Here is a 14356-nt window from a genome sequence, read left to right as displayed (position 1 = left end):
ACTCAGCGTGGGGTAACCGCACGCGGGGCAAACGCAAGTCTTCACTGCTCCGGCTCCTGATAGGTGTTAAGTCGAACGCACCCCCCGACTACCCTCGGGTTCGACCCCCTAAACGCTTCTCTTGCAACGGTTGTTGTCGCCAAACTCGCCACAGATGGGTGGTTACAAGGGGCTTGGATCGGGGAACTCGCCCTCCAGATGGTGTCCGATGGGGGCGCCGCGAGGATAGGAGCGAAAATGATCGGAACGATAGTTCTGGCGTTGGTCGTGGGCGCGATTATCGGTGTGGTAGCCCGCCTGGTCATGCCCGGTCGGCAGAGCATCGGCATGCTGATGACGGTGTTGCTGGGTGCCTTGGGTGGCTTGCTCGGCTCCCTGATCACCAGCCACTTCGGCTACTCGAACGCCAACGGCGGAATCGCCTGGATTCCGTTCTTCGTCGGTGTGGGCGCCGCGGTCGTCTTGATCGCCCTCTACGAGGCGGTCACGGGACGCCGTACCCACACCCGGCTCACCCGCTAAACAGCCAGAAATCACGAGCGTAACGCTGCGGCGAAAGGGTAAATCCCGCCGCAGCGTTACGCTCGTGCTTTTGTCGGCCTCGTGTTTTTGTTCGGCCTCGTGTTTTTGTTCAGCCTCGTGTTTTTATTCAGCTCTGATAGGCCGGCAGATTGTTGCCGAGCTCGTCGAACAATGCCTGATTCAGATTAAAGGCGACTTTGACCTCGCCCACCGCGCGATCGATTTCGTCGGGATCCAGCGCAAGACTGTCCAACCGTCTGCGGTATGCGTCCTTATATGGCTTGGCGCGCATCGGGAATTGATAGAACGCCAAGCCGGCGCCGTCCAGTCCGAAGGTGCGGTCCAGGATCTTGCCGACGGCCTGGCCGCCGGACAGATCGCCCAAGTACCGGGTGTAGTGGTGGGCCACCAACGCACCGCCCCACGAAGCACCGGTCAGCCGGTCGCAGTAGGACCGGGCAGCGGGTGAGTCCACCTCCCGCGTTGCTCCGGGCGCCCAGAAGTCCAGATCCGCATCGATGGCGCCCAACCGTTCCAGCGCGGGGTCATACACCGCGGCCACCAGTGGGTCGTCGCGCCGGCTACGGACCGATGCCTCGAGCGCCTCGTAGATCGCGCGTAACCGCAGCAGGTAGTCGGCATACCCCCGCCGGTTGACCCGGCCGGCAAGCAGTTCCGAGACGAACGGCGACTCCTCCGCGGCCTCGTGTTCGACGGTCGAACCTTCCTTCATCGCCACGGAGAGAGGCTTGACGGCCTCGGTGGCGCTCGGCGACATCCTGCTCCCGTCGGTTGCTGCGGCGATTTTGCCTACTTGTCAGAACGATACTGACAAGTCGTCAAGCGCTGCATCTGTTCCCGGTGCTCGCCAATTCCACCGCGCACCGCATGTGCGACCAGCAGTGCGGCAAGGGGGCCCGTAAACTTCCGGGCATGGTTTTGCGGGGGCCCCGGGTCATTCGGACCCTAGTTGCCGGTGCGGGCAGGGCGGTGGCCGTCGTTGCTTGCTGCGCGACCGTCGCCGCCACTGCGTGTTCGCACAGCCGCCCGTCGGCTAACCCCACACCCACGCCCGGCTCTCGGGCCGATGCCCTGATCGTCAGCGTGGACGAAGTCCGTCGGATCGCGAATTACGAAGAGCTGACCGCACATACCCACGCGGACCTGCGTCATCCGCCGCCCAGTGACCTCAACGCGCCCGCTCCTTGCCGGGCGGCCGGGATCAGCGACGTCACATTCGGCAGCGGCTGGACGGAATTCCGCAGCGCGGGCTATCACGGGATCACCGACGACCTCAAACCAGGCGGACCGGCCATGATCCAGACGGTCAGTCAGGCCGTCGCGGTGTACCCGGACTCCGCCACGGCGCGTGGTGTCCTGCACCAACTCGAGTCGTCGTTGCAAGACTGTGTCGCGTTGCACGACCCGAAGTTCGACTTCACTCTCGACCGGCCGGACACAGCCACCGTCAGAATCAGCGCCAACGCGTGGAGTCACGTGTATCACGAGAAGTCGGCGGTGCTGATCAGTATCGGCGTGCTGGGACTCGAACCGGCCGATCAGATCGCGAAGGCCATTCTGCAGACGGCCGCCGACCGGCTCTGAGACGCACCGTGGCGCTGGCGGCATTCGGTCCGGTGAGCCGGGACAATGTCTGACGTGCGTCCTCGGCGGGTGGTCCGGCTCATCGTTCTGCTCACGATCGCGCCATGCCTGCTCGGCGCGTGCCATGCGACCCACGCGACCCAGGCGGCGAAACCGCTCGCTACTGCGCTCTCGGTCCGGCCGGTTCTCACCACCTCCCCGTCGGGTCCAGGGGTGCCACCGGTCAGCGACGAAGCCCGGGCGGCGGGATTCGTGGACGTCCGCAGCGTCGTTCCGGACGCGCTGATCGACCTGCGGTACGCGACGACGAACAATTTCACCAAGACGCAGCTCTATCCCGCCGACGCCCGCTGCCTGGTGCACCAATCCATGGCGCAGGGCCTGGTGGCGGCGGCGAACGCGTTGCGCCCGGACGGGCATGTGCTGGTCTTCTGGGACTGCTACCGGCCACACGACGTGCAGGTCAAGATGTTCCAGGTGGTGCCCAATCCGGCATGGGTGGCACGCCCCGGCCAGTACGCCCACAGTCACGAATCCGGCCGGTCGGTCGACGTGACCTATACCGCCGCGCAATCCCCATGTCCCGCAGGTCAATTGGTGACCGGTATCTGCCTGGCCGAGATGGGCACCGACTTCGACGACTTCTCCGCACGTGCCCACGCCTACGCGACGCAGGGGATCAGCGCCGCGGCCCAGGCCAACCGCAAACGCCTACGCGACGCGATGGGCTACGGGGGCCTGGCCGTCTATTCCGGCGAGTGGTGGCATTTCGATGGCCCCGGCGCGGGAGCCGACCGCCCGATCCTCAACGTGACGGTCAACTGAGCAGGCTCACTAGGCTGCTCGCGTGAGCGACGAACCCCGAGCCGTCTACACCCACGGACATCACGAGTCGGTGCTCCGCGGCCACCGGCGACGCACGGCGCAAGATTCCGCCGGTTACCTGTTGCCGCATCTGCGACCGGGATCGTCGGTGCTCGATATCGGTTGCGGACCAGGCACGATCACCGCTGACCTGGCGGCTCTGGTGGCACCCGGAGAGGTGACCGCGCTCGAGGTCACCGACGATGCGCTGAACCTGGCGCGCGCCGAGGCGCAACGGCGCGAAGTCTCCAACATCTCGTTCGTCACCGCCGACGTGCACGCCCTGGAATTTCCCGACGACGCGTTCGACGTCGTCCACGCCCACCAGGTGCTGCAGCACGTGGCCGATCCGGTACAGGCGCTGCGGGAGATGCGGCGGGTGTGTGTGCCGGGCGGCATCGTCGCGGTGCGGGACGCCGATTACGCCGGATTCATCTGGTACCCGCAGCTCGAGGCCCTGGATCGGTGGCTGCGGTTGTATACCGAGGCGGCGCGCGCCAACGGCGGTGAACCCGATGCCGGCCGCCGGCTGCTCTCCTGGGCCGGCCAAGCCGGATTTGACGACATCACACCCACCGCCAGCATGTGGTGCTACGCGACGGAGGAGACGCGCGACTGGTGGGGCGGCATGTGGGCCGATCGCATCCTGCATTCCGACCTGGCTCGCCAGTTGGAGCAGTCCGGGCTGGCTACCAGAGCCGAACTCGAAGAGATCTCATCCGGATGGCGGCAATGGTCGGTGGCGCCGGACGGCTGGTTCGCCATCCCGAATGGCGAAATACTCTGCCGCGCCTGACGTCAGCCGCCGTGCGCGACGATGGCGTTGCGGGCGTAGTCGGCGGCCTGATTGGCCATTCCGTTGTCGCGGTAGGTGCTGTGTGCCGCGCGGTCGCGTCCGCCGGGGGAGCACACCGGATCACCGTCGACGCAGAGTTGCAGTGTCTTCGGTGCGTAGAGCGAACCGATGTTGATGGGCGGAGCGCTGCGGTCGACGAGGTGGAGGAACCAATCCGACGGCGGGGCGAACAACACCACCGCCGCGACCTTGGAAGCCACGGCCGGCGGCATCGGCCCGGTCACGCCATCGGGCAGGGCGACACCGTCGGGAACGGAATCCGAAGTCGTGTATGCGGCGACGGCCGCGCCCTGGGAGTAGCCGCCCAGCACGATCTTGGTGTTCGGGCAGTTGGCGGCGGTGGCCTCGACCTTCGAGCTCGCGTCAGCGACGCCGTCGACGGCCCGGTTGAAGTCCAGCGAGGCCGGGTAGTTGACCGGATCGACCGCAACGTTCTTGCCGGCCAGGCGGGCGTTGAGCGCATCGACGAAAGCCTGCCCGGTGGCGCCGACGCCGGGAGCCTCGAAGGTCCCGCGCGCGAACACCACATCGACATCCGGACAGCCGGGATCGGCCCCGGCGTGGGCGAGAACGGCGGCGGGTGCTGCCACCAACGCCAGCGTGGCCAAGACGGCCGCGGCCAACAATGGCGCCACTCGCGGAAATGACGGCGTAGGGGATCCGGTGCGGCGCAAGATCGGCTCTTTTCGTCGGTCAATCGAGGGGTTCGCCGATACGAACCTGTTGACGGGGATATTTGTTCCGCACGGTTTTGCACCGGTGCCGAAGTGATCGTAATTCAGCGGACCGACGGGCGCACCGCGGTTGAATTTCCCAGCGAAGGTAGGAGCGGGTTAGTCAAAGGTGTTTGTGCACTTGACCGCTGGTGCGCGGTCAAGTGCCGGCGAACTCTCCCGACGGCGTTGTTGTAATCATCGTCACAATGTCGAAAGACCTAATGTCGCTGCCGCGCAAGCCGATCAATACCGGATCACGCGCCGCCACCCGTGCCGTCGATCCGGTCGAGCCGATCGGCCGATTCGGCGCCATCGGCTATTCGGTCGGCCAGGCTCTCCAGGTCCATCCTTGCGATCACTTCATTCATGTCGAGACGCGCGATGATCGCGTCCAAATCCACGCGCGCCACGATGGCCTCGATGTCGACGCGGGCGATGATTGCGTTGATGTCGATGCGAGCCATCAGGGCGTCGATGTCGAGCCGCGAAACGATCTCGGCGATATCGAGGCGGGCGATGATGGCGTTGATATCTATCCGCCGCACGATCCGTTCCAGGCTGATGCTGTCGCCCACGATCGTGTCGACCAGCCCGAACAGCGCCCGCTCGGCCTCACGCCGCTGGCGACGCAACAGCCCACTGACCTTCGGCAGGCTCCCGGCGCTTCGACGCGGCAAGTCCTCAGTCATGGCGGCATTCTGCGGCAAAAGCGGCCAGGTGCATACCCCGTTTCACCAGGTCAACACTATGGTATTGGCATTCTCTTTTTTTGCAAGTACGTTATGCACTGATGGATAACGCAGCCCAGACCCCGTCGGGCATACCGCTCGCGCCGGTGTATGGACCGGCGGACCGACGCGGCGAGCCAGCACCGCCGGGGGAATTCCCGTTTACCCGGGGCAACTTCGCTTCGGGATACCGCGGCAAGTTGTGGACCTTCCGGCAGTACTCCGGCTTCGGCACGGCGGAGGAGTCCAATCGCCGCTACCGCTACCTGCTCGAGCAGGGCGGCACCGGCCTGTCGGTCGCGCTCGACCTGCCGACCCAGTGCGGGTACGACTCCGACGACCCCGATTTCGGCGAAGAAGTCGGTCGCGTCGGCGTCGCGGTGGACACGCTGGCCGACTTCGAGATTCTGTTCGACGGCATCCCCCTGGACAAGCTGAGTACCAGCATGACCATCAACGGCACCGCGGCGATTCTGCTGGCGTTCTACGTCGCGGCGGCCGAACGCAAAGGGATTCCGCGCGCCAAGCTCACCGGCACGATCCAGAACGACATCCTCAAGGAATACGCGTCCCGGGGAACCTGGATCTGGCCGCCCGAACCGTCACTGCGACTGATCGCCGACACGATCGAGTTCTGCGCGGCCGAAGTGCCGAGGTTCAACGCGATCTCGGTGGCGGGGGCGCACTTTCGGGATGCGGGCGCCACGGCGGTGCAGGAGATGGCGTTCACCCTGGCCGACGGCGTCACTTATTGCGACACGGTCGTCGAACGCGGCCGGATGACCATCGACGAATTCGCGCCACAGATCTCCTTCTTCTTCTACACACACGGCGATTTCTTCGAGGAGGTCGCCAAATACCGTGCGGGACGGCGTCGTTGGGCCACCATCGTGCGGGAGCGCTACGGCTCCACCAAGGACAAGGCGTCGATGTTCCGGTTCGGCTGTGTGTGTGGCGGCGCATCGCTGTATGCGCCACAGGCGCAGAACAACGTGGTGCGGGTGGCGTACGAGGCGATGGCGGCGGTCCTGGGCGGCGTGCAGTCGATGTTCACCGCGGCCTGGGACGAGCCGTTCGCCCTGCCCACCGAGGAGTCCACCACGCTGGCGTTGCGCACCCAGCAGATCCTCGCCTATGAAACCGGCGTGACACAGGTCGCCGATCCGCTGGGCGGCTCCTACTTCGTCGAGGCGCTCACCGACGCCACCGAGGCCCGCATCATCGAGATCATGGCCGACCTCGAGCAGCACGGCGGCATGGTCAGTGCGATCGAGGACGGTTACCTGCAGGGCCTGATCGCCGACGAGGCGTACCGGGTCCATCAGGACATCGAGTCGGGCACCCGCCCGGTCGTGGGGGTCAACAGGTTCGTGTCGCAAGAACCCGAACCCGACGTCGTCACTTACGAACTCGACGCTGAGGGGCGCGATCTGCAGCTCAAGCGCTTGTCCAAGGTCAAAGCCGAAAGAGACAGCGCCGCAGTGGAAGCCGCGCTCGCCGCGCTGTCGCGCAGCGCCGAGGGCACCGACAATCTGATGCACAAGCTGATCGACTGCGCCAACGCCTACTGCACGGTCGGAGAGATGGTCTCCGCGCTCAAGGCGGTCTGGGGCGAGTTCCAGCAGCCGGTGGTGTTCTAGATGGCGGCGCGCATCCTGGTCGCCAAGCCGGGCCTGGACGGGCATGACCGCGGTGCCAAGATCGTCGCCCGCACCCTGCGGGACGCCGGCTTCGAAGTCATCTACACCGGCATCCGTCAGCGCATCGAGGACATCGCGTCGATCGCGGTGCAGGAAGACGTCGCCGTGGTTGGCCTGAGCATCCTGTCCGGCGCGCACCTGACGCTCACGGCGCGCACGATCGAGGCGCTGCGCAAGGCCGACGCCGCCGATATCGCCGTGGTCGTCGGCGGCACCATCCCGCACGCCGACGTACCCAAGCTGCTCTCGGCCGGTGCGGCGGCGGTGTTCCCCACCGGGACTTCGTTGGACACCCTGGTGCGGGACATCCGCGCGCTGACCGGCACACCCGAACCCGACCAGGAGGCGCCGTGCGCGTCGGAGTGATGATCGGCGCCGAGCGTGGCGACATGGCCCGCAAGGTTTCCAAACTGGCCGCCGACATCGAATGGGCCGAAGCCGCCGGCCTCGATACGGCGTGGATGCCGCAGGTCCCCGACGATTTCGACTGTTTGACCATGGTGTCGCTGATGGCCGCCCACAGCAGCCGCATCGAACTGGGCACCGCGGTGGTGCCGCTGCAGGCTCAGCACCCCATTGCCCTTGCCCGTCAAGCGCTTTCGACGCACGCGGTGACCGGGGGCAGGTTGGCGCTGGGGGTCGGGCCGTCGCACCACTGGATCATCCGCGACATGCTGGGGTTGCCGTATGAGAAGCCGGCCGCCTACACCCGCGACTACCTGCAGGTGCTCAACGCCGCCATCGCGGGGCCGGGACCGGTGGACGTCGAGAACGATTCGTTCACGGTGCACAATCCGACCGTGCTGGCCGCAGACCCCCCGATGCCGGTGCTGGTCGCCGCGCTCGGGCCGGTAATGCTGCAAATTGCCGGTGAACTGGCCGACGGCACCGTGTTGTGGATGGCCGACGAGCGCGCGATCGGTGAGCACATCGCGCCGAAGATCACCAAGGCCGCCGCCGACGCGGGCCGGCCCGCACCGCGGATCGTCGCGGGCATCCCGGTATGTCTTTGTGCGCCTTCGGAAGTGGATGCGGCCAAGGAGCGCGCCAACCGCATTCTGGGTGAGGCCGAGGTGTCGCCGAATTACCAGCGGCTGCTCGAACGCGGCGACGCCCGCGACGTCGGGGATCTGTGTGCCGCCGGGGACGAGGCCGGGATTCTGGCCCGGATGCGCCGTTTTGCGGACGCCGGTGTGACCGACCTGTCGGTGCGCCTGCTGCCCATCGGCGACAACCGCGACGAGCTGATCGCCTCCAAGCGCCGCACCCGCGAGATGATCGCCGAGCTGGCTGCGGAGTTACGGTGAAAAGACGTGAAAGCACCGACACGCACGGCGTGTCGGGTGCTTTCACGTCTTCTCGCGCGGAGGGCGGCGAGGGGCCGCTCGCCGGAATCCGGATTCTGGAAGTCGGCACCATGCTGGCCGGGCCGTACGCCACCATGCTGCTCGCCGACCTCGGCGCCGAGGTCACCAAGATCGAGCCGGCCGGCGGCGAGATATCGCGCGGGGTCGGCGACAGTTACTTCGCCAGCCTCAACCGCAACAAATCCAGCCGTTGCCTGGACCTCAATACCGATGCGGGACAACGGCAGCTGGGCGAACTCGTCGCGCAATCGCATGCGCTGCTGGTGAATTTGAAGCCCTCGGCGATCCGGCGCCTCGGACTCACCTACGAAGCGCTGCGCCGGCACAACGAGAAGATCGTGTGCGTGGCCATCACCGGGTTCGGTCTCGACGGCGGTGACGACCCGGCGTTCGACTACGTCGTGCAGGCCGGGGTCGGCATTGCCGCCTTGACCGGCGATCCGGACGGGCCGCCGACCCTGCCCGGCTACTCCTCGGCCGACAATTCCACCGGAATGTGTGCCGCCCTGGGGTTGTTGGCCAAGATCGTCTCCGGCAGCGGGGGACAGGTGGATGTTTCGTTGCGTGACGTGATGTTTTCCCAGCTGAACTACCACGCCGCCGCATACCTCAACGACGGCACCGAGCCGCAACGCCGGCCCTACGGCGCGCACTCGTATTACGTCCCCGCGCAACTGTTCCCGACCGCCGACGGATACCTGGCGCTGTTCATCACCCACGACGGATTCTGGAAGTGGTTCGCGACCGAGGCGGGTATCGGCGGATTCGAGACGATGGCCGAGCGAGTGAGCCGCCGCGATGAGGTCCTGGCCGTCGTCACCGCGATGCTGGCCACCGATACCGCCGCCAGCTGGGAACGACGGCTGCGTCCGCTCGGCGTCCCCGCGGCCGCGGTGCGCACGCTGCCCGAGGCGCTCAAAGCAACGCCGGAGATTGTGGTGTCCGCGGGGGATATGCGCCTGGTGGGCAGCCCGATTCACGTGTCCGGCTATCAGCCCGACTACCGGCCGCCGCCCAAACTCGACGGCGCCCCTCGAGCGTGAAACTGGCTTCACGTTCGCGATCCAGCGTGGAGCTGGCTGCACGCTAGGCCGCTAGGCCGCTAGGCCGCTGGGCGAGGGAGCTCAGGGCGCGTAGTCGGTGACGACCTCGAGCAGCCGCGGTATCGGCGGCGGGTCGAGCTGTAGCGCATCGGACATGGTCAGCTTGGTACGGCTCATGGTCTGCAGGATCGCCGCCAGGTCGTCGCCCTCGATCTCGTACAGGGCGATGTAGGGTCCCTGCCCGTCGACCGGCCGCAGCCGGCGAGCCGAAACGATGCCGTCCACCGCGACCAGTTCGGGCAGATGGATCTCGTCGTACCAGGTGTTGTATTCCTGTTCGCGGTCGGGCGAACTCGGATAGGTCTCGACATAGATGATGCCCTTTGCCATGCTCACGGCCTCCCTGGTGACTACTCGTACTGCACGGTGATCGGTGTGGTTTCCGGTATGCCCTGGCACGTGAGTATGTAGCCGTCGGCGACCTCGTCGTCGTCGAGCGCGTCGTTGATCCGCATGGTCGCGGTGCCTTCGGTGAGCCGCGCCATACACGTTCCGCAGTTGCCGGCCTCGCAGTTGAACGGCGGATCCAGCCCAGCCCGGCGCGCGCTCTGCAGCAGCGTCTCGCCGGGGACCAGCGGCACCGTAACTTTCTTGCGCTCGAGGTGGATGGTTACCGTGCCGGGCTCGGTCATGACCGCCTATCTGGGACTAGTTGCGTTCTTCACTATTGAGAATACTATTCTCACAGGACGATAGGATCTTCTCAAGCCTGTCCTACCGGAAGGACCGAAACGTGAGCGAGCCGGCTGCGCTCGTGTTCGAGGATCGGCAATTCAGCCTGCCTCAACTCGCCGCGCTGACCGACGGACTGGCTGCCACCCTGCACAAACGAGGGGTCGGCCCGGGGCACCGGGTCGCGGTGATGGCGTCCAACCGGCCGGAGTTCGTCGCTGCGGTGCAGGCGCTCTGGCGGCTCGGCGCGGCAGCCGTCCTGCTCAGCCCGGCCTGGAAGCGAAGTGAGGTCGAGCATGCGTTGGCGCTGACCGACCCCGCTGACGCACTCGGCGATCATCCGGTGCTGGCGCAATTGATGCCGATGCTGCACCTGGACGAGCCCGCAGCGGCCGGGGAGCCCGCGACCCCGGCCGCGCGGCCCGATGACGACGCGGTCCTGGTGTTCAGCTCCGGCACCACCGGGCTACCGAAGGCCGTCCGGCACACGCACGCCTCGTTGACCGCGGCGGTGCGGCACTGGCGCGATGCGCTACGGCTCACCGACCGCGACCGCATCCAGATCGCCACCCCGCCGTCGCACATCCTGGGCCTGCTCAACATCCTCACCGCGTTGCGCACCGGAGCCTGGCTGCGGCTGCACCCGCGTTTCGACATCGACCGGATGCTGCGCCACATCGAAACCGACCGCATCACAGTCGAAATGGCCGTTGCGCCGATCGCGCTGGCCATCGCCTCCCATCCCAAGCTCGAGTCGTACGACCTGTCGTCCCTGCGGTACATCATGTGGGGAGCCACCCCCGTGACCGCCAGCATCGCCGAGGCGGTGACCCGGCGCACCGGCATCGGGTGGGTGCCTGCCTACGGCACCACCGAGCTTCCCGTGATCACCTGCAACCCGCTGGACGGGGCGCGGCTGGATTCGGTGGGCCGCGCGGTGCCCGGCGTCGAATTAAGGGTGGTCTCGCTGCAGACGGGTGAGCAGGTGGGGCCCGGCGAAGTCGGTGAAATCCAGGCGCGGTCGGATTCGCGGATGGCCGGATACCTGCCCGACGCGGCCACGGCCGACGCGCTCTGTGCCGGCTGGTACCGCACCGGGGACGTGGGGTGGATCGACGCGGGTGGCTGGTTGCGGATCACCGATCGCCTCAAGGAGATGATCAAGGTGCGCGGCTTCCAGGTCGCCCCCGCCGAGATCGAGACCGTCCTGCACGGCCACCCGGCGGTCAAGGACTGCGCGGTCTTCGGGGTGCCCGACGGCCTCAACGGGGAAGCCGTCGTCGCCGCCGTCTCCGCCCACAACGGCTGCGAGACAACCGATTTCGCTGCCGACTTGACCGCCCGGGTGGAAGCGCAACTGGCGTCCTACAAACGTCTGAGCCGGGTGGTGTTCGTCCCGGAAATTCCTCGCCTGCCGTCGGGCAAGGTGCTGCGCAGAGTGCTCAAGGAGAGCTATGGATGTACGTCTGACCGCTGAACAACAGCAATTGCGCGACGCCGCAGCCAAGCTGGCCGACGACCTCGGCCCGGCGGCGGTGCAGGACCTGGCCGACCAAAGCCGGATCACCCGGTTGGACAAGCAGATCGGCATAACCGGTTGGCGATCGCTGCGTTCGGATGAGGCCTCGGGAGTCGAAGTTGCGATCGTGGCAGAGGAATTCGGGCGCCGACTGGTCGACGCGCCATTTCTGGGCCCGGTGCTCGCCGACGATCTGGCGCGCCACCTCGACGACGAGATCGATTCCGCCACAATCGCCGTGGACAATCTGGCCGTCGACGCCCGCGGCTACCGGAGGGCGTTGCTGCTGTCCGGCACCACGGTGTCAGCCGACGACATCGCCGGCGACGGTGGCGGCGCGGACCTCACCCGGGTGTCCGCCACGCTCTCTGGATCACCCGCCCGACTGGGCGAGATCTCCGCCGCGGCCGCCGACCGCTGGCGGGCCCTGGCCCTGGTCGGCACGGCCGCGGACCTCGTCGGGTCGGCGCGCGGCGCGCACGCGGTCGCCTGCGACTACGCGAAAATCCGTGAGCAGTACGGCAAATCGATCGGGTCATATCAAGCCGTGGCACACCTGCTGGCCGAGAGCCTGGCGCTGATCGAGGGATCGGTGAGCGTCTTGCGCCATGCCGCGTGGGCCGTGGACGAACTCGATCCGGCCGAAGCCATCCAGGCGGCCCGGGTGGCGAAGGTCTACTGTGCCCGTGCCACCCGAACCGTGTGTGAGACCGCGATCCAGGTGCACGGCGGCATCGGCAACACCTGGGAATGCCTGGCGCACGTGTACTTGCGCCGCGCGCTCACATCGACCGAGCTGTGGCCGGTCAGCCTGAAGGAGGTCGCTCGTGGACTTTCGTGACTCTGCCCAGGAAGCCGAGTTCCGGGACCGGCTCCGGTCCTGGTTGTCCGTGCACGCCAAGGAATTTGTCGGGTCGGGTGACGAGTATTGGGCCCGTCAGGCGCAGTGGCATCGAGCCCTCTACGAAGAGGGATTCTTCGGGCTGTCCTGGCCGCGTGAGTACGGTGGACAAGAGCTGCCGCCGGTGTACGACGTGATCGTCGATGAGGAATTGGCCCGGGCCGGCGCACCGCCGCGGCCCAGCGTCGGCTACCTGGTCTTCGGGATCGGCCGGCACGGCAGCGACGCGCTGCGGCAACGGTTTTTGCCGGGCATCATCAACGGCACCGAGCGCTGGTGCCAGGGTTTCAGCGAACCGGGCGCCGGGTCGGACCTGGCCTCGCTGACCACCACCGCCACCCGAGACGGCGACAACTACGTCATCCACGGGCACAAGATCTGGACCAGCTATTCCGACGTCGCCGACTGGTGCCTGCTGCTGGCCCGTACCGATCCGGAGGCCAAACGGCACCGCGGCCTGTCTGCGTTCGTCCTGGCGATGAAACAGCCTGGCGTGCAACAGCGTCCGCTGCGCATGATCAACGGTGTCACCAACGAATTCGGTCAGGTGTTCTTCGACGGCGCCACGGTGCCGGCCGATCGCATGGTGGGTGCGCCGGGTGACGGCTGGGCCGTCGCCATGACCGTGGTCGGGCACGAGCGCGAACCATCCACACTGGGTTACGCAGCGCGCTACAACAAGCTGGTCCGGGAGTTGGTGGCGCGCAGCGACGGCGAGGTGGACGACGACGTGGCATGGGCTGCGGTCGAAGCGCAGATGCTGACGCACCACGTGCGGCGCCGGCTGTCCGAACAACTCGACGGGGTGTCGCACGGCCCGGAGGGCTCGCTGGACAAACTGTTGATGACCTGGGTGGAACAATCCGTGGGGCACGCCGCGCTGGCCGTCGGCGGCACCCGCGACCCGGACCTGCTCAGCGCATACCTGTACAGCCGCGCGCAGAGCGTGATGGGCGGGACATCACAAATACAGAAGAACATCATCGCCGCACGAATCCTGGGGTTGGGAGTCTGAATGTATGACATGCCAAGCGAAATCGACGTCCGCGCTGACGGCGCTCTGCGCATCATCACGCTCAATCGTCCCGACGATCTGAACGCCGTCAATGACAATCTGCACGTCGGACTCGCCCGGTTGTGGCAGCGGCTCACCGACGACGCCTCGGCCCGTGCCGCGGTGATCACCGGCAGCGGCAAAGCATTCTCCGCCGGTGGCGATTTCGCGTATCTCGCCGAGTTGGCCGAGGATGCCGCGTTGCGTGCTAAGACCATTCGCGACGGCCGGGAGATCGTGCTGGGCATGGCCCGGTGCCGCATTCCGGTGATCGCGGCCGTCAACGGGCCCGCGGTCGGACTCGGCTGCAGTCTGGTGGCGCTCAGCGACCTGGTGTTCATCGCCCCCGACGCGTTTCTCGCCGATCCGCACGTACAGGTGGGGCTCGTCGCCGCCGACGGCGGACCACTGACCTGGCCGCTGCACATCAGCCTGCTGCTGGCCAAGGAATATGCGCTCACCGGCACCAGAATTCGCGCCGAGCGGGCCGTCGAACTCGGCCTGGCCAACCACGTGGTCGACGATCCGGTCGCCGAAGCAATCGCCTGCGCGAAGCGCATCATGAAGCTTCCCCAGCAGGCGGTGGAAAGCACCAAGCGGGTGCTCAACATCCATCTGGAACGTGCCGTGCTCGCCAGCCTGGACTACGCACTGTCCGCCGAGCATCAGTCGTTCGTGACCGAGGACTTCCGCTCAATCGTCAGCAAGCTCAACGCCGGCAAGAACTGAACGCCGTCGTTCTGGCTCGC

18 protein-coding genes are annotated in these 14356 nt (G+C 66.8%); 13 read left to right on the top strand and 5 right to left on the bottom strand.

The genetic code is table 11. From position 1 onward, the window contains the following. Nucleotides 1-237 precede the first annotated feature (237 nt). On the top strand, nt 238-522 hold the full coding sequence (locus A5645_RS05005; RefSeq protein ID WP_065036692.1) for a GlsB/YeaQ/YmgE family stress response membrane protein: 285 nt from the start codon (nt 238-240) through the stop codon (nt 520-522). 127 nt (nt 523-649) lie between these two features. Here the strand turns inward: A5645_RS05005 and A5645_RS05000 are convergent, their stop codons facing one another. After that, a complete protein-coding gene (locus A5645_RS05000; protein ID WP_065036693.1) occupies nt 650-1300 on the bottom strand; it encodes a biliverdin-producing heme oxygenase in 651 nt (216 codons plus the stop codon). 155 nt (nt 1301-1455) lie between these two features. On the opposite strand from A5645_RS05000, the gene A5645_RS04995 reads away from it, so the two are divergent. Genes A5645_RS04995 through A5645_RS04985 form a run of 3 tightly spaced genes read left to right on the top strand, consistent with a single transcriptional unit; the run spans nt 1456 to nt 3787 of the window. Beyond that, a complete protein-coding gene (locus A5645_RS04995) occupies nt 1456-2127 on the top strand; it encodes a sensor domain-containing protein (RefSeq protein WP_065128739.1) in 672 nt (223 codons plus the stop codon). 54 nt (nt 2128-2181) lie between these two features. Continuing rightward, complete coding sequence (locus A5645_RS04990) at nt 2182-2952, top strand: M15 family metallopeptidase (protein WP_436405468.1); 771 nt, start codon at nt 2182-2184, stop codon at nt 2950-2952. A 22-nt stretch (nt 2953-2974) separates the two neighbouring features. Beyond that, nucleotides 2975-3787, top strand: a complete 813-nt coding sequence (locus tag A5645_RS04985) for a class I SAM-dependent methyltransferase (RefSeq protein WP_065128658.1) — start codon at nt 2975-2977, stop codon at nt 3785-3787. Between the two features lie 2 nt (nt 3788-3789). Here A5645_RS04985 and A5645_RS04980 read toward each other — a convergent pair whose 3' ends face one another. Further along, complete coding sequence (locus tag A5645_RS04980; protein WP_081288165.1) at nt 3790-4482, bottom strand: cutinase family protein; 693 nt, start codon at nt 4480-4482, stop codon at nt 3790-3792. On the opposite strand from A5645_RS04980, the gene A5645_RS28060 reads away from it, so the two are divergent. Continuing rightward, nucleotides 4448-4618, top strand: coding sequence for a hypothetical protein (locus A5645_RS28060; protein WP_172830467.1), 171 nt, complete (start codon nt 4448-4450; stop codon nt 4616-4618). The two genes, A5645_RS04980 and A5645_RS28060, sit on opposite strands and share 35 nt — an antisense overlap. A gap of 199 nt (nt 4619-4817) precedes the next feature. Here A5645_RS28060 and A5645_RS04975 read toward each other — a convergent pair whose 3' ends face one another. Beyond that, the gene (locus tag A5645_RS04975) at nt 4818-5252 is read right to left on the bottom strand and encodes a hypothetical protein (protein WP_065128656.1); all 435 of its coding nucleotides are present in this window, start codon (nt 5250-5252) and stop codon (nt 4818-4820) included. Between the two features lie 101 nt (nt 5253-5353). Between A5645_RS04975 and A5645_RS04970 the strand changes: the two genes are divergently transcribed. Genes A5645_RS04970 through A5645_RS04955 form a run of 4 tightly spaced genes read left to right on the top strand, consistent with a single transcriptional unit; the run spans nt 5354 to nt 9401 of the window. Further along, nucleotides 5354-6931 (top strand): methylmalonyl-CoA mutase family protein, encoded by a 1578-nt coding sequence (locus tag A5645_RS04970; protein ID WP_065036697.1) that lies wholly within the window; start codon nt 5354-5356, stop codon nt 6929-6931. Then, nucleotides 6932-7357 (top strand): cobalamin B12-binding domain-containing protein, encoded by a 426-nt coding sequence (locus A5645_RS04965; RefSeq protein ID WP_065036698.1) that lies wholly within the window; start codon nt 6932-6934, stop codon nt 7355-7357. Then, nucleotides 7342-8298, top strand: a complete 957-nt coding sequence (locus A5645_RS04960) for an LLM class F420-dependent oxidoreductase (RefSeq protein ID WP_065128654.1) — start codon at nt 7342-7344, stop codon at nt 8296-8298. Before A5645_RS04965 ends, A5645_RS04960 begins: the two co-directional genes overlap by 16 nt. Before the next feature lie 29 nt (nt 8299-8327). Next, entirely contained in the window at nt 8328-9401 is a 1074-nt protein-coding gene (locus A5645_RS04955) for a CaiB/BaiF CoA transferase family protein (RefSeq protein ID WP_081288176.1), read from the top strand. 81 nt (nt 9402-9482) lie between these two features. Here the strand turns inward: A5645_RS04955 and A5645_RS04950 are convergent, their stop codons facing one another. Both A5645_RS04950 and A5645_RS04945 read right to left on the bottom strand, forming a co-directional pair. After that, nucleotides 9483-9791: a DUF4286 family protein gene (locus A5645_RS04950; RefSeq protein ID WP_065128731.1), complete on the bottom strand. Its 309-nt coding sequence runs from the start codon at nt 9789-9791 to the stop codon at nt 9483-9485. Between the two features lie 20 nt (nt 9792-9811). Beyond that, a complete protein-coding gene (locus A5645_RS04945; protein WP_065036701.1) occupies nt 9812-10093 on the bottom strand; it encodes a 2Fe-2S iron-sulfur cluster-binding protein in 282 nt (93 codons plus the stop codon). A gap of 101 nt (nt 10094-10194) precedes the next feature. On the opposite strand from A5645_RS04945, the gene A5645_RS04940 reads away from it, so the two are divergent. The 4 genes from A5645_RS04940 to A5645_RS04925 are packed head-to-tail and all read left to right on the top strand — an operon-like array spanning nt 10195 to nt 14336. Then, the gene (locus tag A5645_RS04940) at nt 10195-11610 is read left to right on the top strand and encodes a class I adenylate-forming enzyme family protein (protein ID WP_065128652.1); all 1416 of its coding nucleotides are present in this window, start codon (nt 10195-10197) and stop codon (nt 11608-11610) included. Then, entirely contained in the window at nt 11588-12493 is a 906-nt protein-coding gene (locus A5645_RS04935) for an acyl-CoA dehydrogenase family protein (RefSeq protein WP_065128650.1), read from the top strand. Before A5645_RS04940 ends, A5645_RS04935 begins: the two co-directional genes overlap by 23 nt. Continuing rightward, complete coding sequence (locus A5645_RS04930; protein ID WP_065036703.1) at nt 12480-13568, top strand: acyl-CoA dehydrogenase family protein; 1089 nt, start codon at nt 12480-12482, stop codon at nt 13566-13568. The genes A5645_RS04935 and A5645_RS04930 overlap by 14 nt, the downstream gene beginning before the upstream one ends. Further along, nucleotides 13569-14336, top strand: a complete 768-nt coding sequence (locus tag A5645_RS04925) for an enoyl-CoA hydratase/isomerase family protein (protein ID WP_065128648.1) — start codon at nt 13569-13571, stop codon at nt 14334-14336. Nucleotides 14337-14356 lie beyond the last annotated feature (20 nt).

Origin of the sequence: Mycobacterium asiaticum (assembly GCF_001673635.1) — a bacterium.
GTDB lineage: Bacteria > Actinomycetota > Actinomycetes > Mycobacteriales > Mycobacteriaceae > Mycobacterium > Mycobacterium asiaticum_C.
Note: the sequence above shows the minus strand (reverse complement) of the source record. Positions and strands in the feature narration are given on the sequence as shown.